2 protein-coding genes are annotated in these 1812 nt (G+C 35.7%); one reads left to right on the plus strand and one right to left on the minus strand.

Annotated elements, in window-relative coordinates:
- Positions 1-570, minus strand: a 570-nt coding sequence (locus AC6F75_RS06620) for an ATP-binding cassette domain-containing protein (protein ID WP_500714169.1), incomplete at its 3' end; no start/stop codon positions are given.
- Positions 571-725: 155 nt separating this feature from the next.
- On the opposite strand from AC6F75_RS06620, the gene AC6F75_RS06625 reads away from it, so the two are divergent.
- Positions 726-1812 (plus strand): hypothetical protein (locus tag AC6F75_RS06625; RefSeq protein WP_500714170.1); only part of this gene is annotated, 1087 nt, incomplete at its 3' end.

The raw sequence follows: 1812 nt of genomic DNA on the forward strand, positions 1-1812 counted from the left end.
GGTAATGGTTTCATAATCCAGATCGTTGGTAGGTTCATCCATAATCAACACATCGGGGTTTCCAAAAAGCGCTTGTGCCAGTAGCACTCTTACTTTTTGCTTACCATCAAGATCTTTCATCAACGAATAGTGCAGACTTTCGTTAATGCCCAAGTTTGAGAGCAAGGCCGCTGCTTCACTTTCAGCATTCCAGCCATTCATTTCTTCAAACTTTACCTGAAGCTCTCCAATACTTTCGGCATTTTCATCAGAGTAGTTTTCATACAACTTGTCAATCTCTTCCTTGATTTTAAAAAGTTCTTTATTTCCTCTTAAAACGGTTTCCAAAACGGGATATTCATCAAAAGCGTTGTGGTTTTGCTCAAGAACAGACATCCGTTTTCCGGTCTCCAGATGTACCATACCTGAAGTAGGCTCTTCCTTTCCGGAAATGATACGAAGAAAAGTAGATTTGCCAGAACCGTTTGCACCGATAATTCCATAGCAATTTCCTTGCGTAAATGTGGCATTTACTTCGTCAAATAAGATTCTTTTTCCAAATTGGACCGAAAGATTTGAAACTGATAACATAGCGCTTTTTTTAATTGGGCGCAAAATTAACCAAATACTTAGTTAATGAGAAATATTAACGTTTTATTTCTGCTTTTAACTCACAATTAACAACGCATGACGGTTATAAAAACTACATTCGTTTGGTCATAAAACCGCCTCTTTTCAATTTGTAAATGAAAAATTTAATTTTCCCCACAATCATTTTTATTCTGCTGATTTCCTGCGGAAGAGAAATGAAAAATGAAGTTTCCGGCGCTTGGTTTGGAGGTGAAATTGTAAACCCAAACGCCAACTACATCATACTTACCAAAAATGAACTAGTAGTTGACACTATAGCCCTTGACGAAAATAACCGCTTTCTTTATTACATTGAAAATGTTGAAAAGGGCATCTATAATTTTATGCACAACGAATATCAAATGGTTTATCTCGAACCCGGAGACAGCCTGATGCTGAGGCTTAACACTATAGAGTTTGATGAATCACTTGCATTTACCGGTAAGGGAGCCGAAAGAAATAACTTTCTCATCAAAATGTTTAATTATAACGAAAGTGAGAACCAACGTATGCGGCCTTTTTACCAATTACCTGTCGATGAATTCCTTCAAAAACTGGACTCGATGAGTAAGGTCAGGTTTGACAATCTCAACCGCTTTAAAAAACGATACAAGCCATGTAAATCTTTTCATGAAGTGGCTGAAGCCAATATACTTTATGACAAGTACACAAAAATGGAATTTTTTCCGTTTGTAAATTCTGACTATAATGACAATGTTGATGCTTCATCTCTACCTTCAGATTACTATGACTTTAGGAAAAATATCAGCTACAATAGCAAAGCTTTACAATCTTATTACACATATTACCGGTTCATGCTTTGGCACTTTGACTATTTGGCCTATGAACAGTACAAAAGTGAGCATCATTTTAACTGGAAATCATTAACACACATTACTCATAAATTAAAATTCATAGATTCATTAGTTCCGCTTGAGAGTTTAAAAAACAGCCTTTTAAGAACCTCAACAAGAAGATTCATCATCAATTGCAAAAACCCGGAAGAGGAAAAACAAGCTCTTGATCTCTACTTATCGCTTTCAACTGATGAAAATCAAAGGCAAGAAATGATTAAAATTTCTGAGGCCTCATTGAAATTAATGCCCGAAAAAAAACTACCCGATTTGACTATTTATAATTTTAATGGCGAAAGGGTGTCTTTTGAACAAATCATTAATCAACCAACTGTTCTATACTTCTGGT

The organism is Planktosalinus sp. (genome assembly GCF_059864935.1).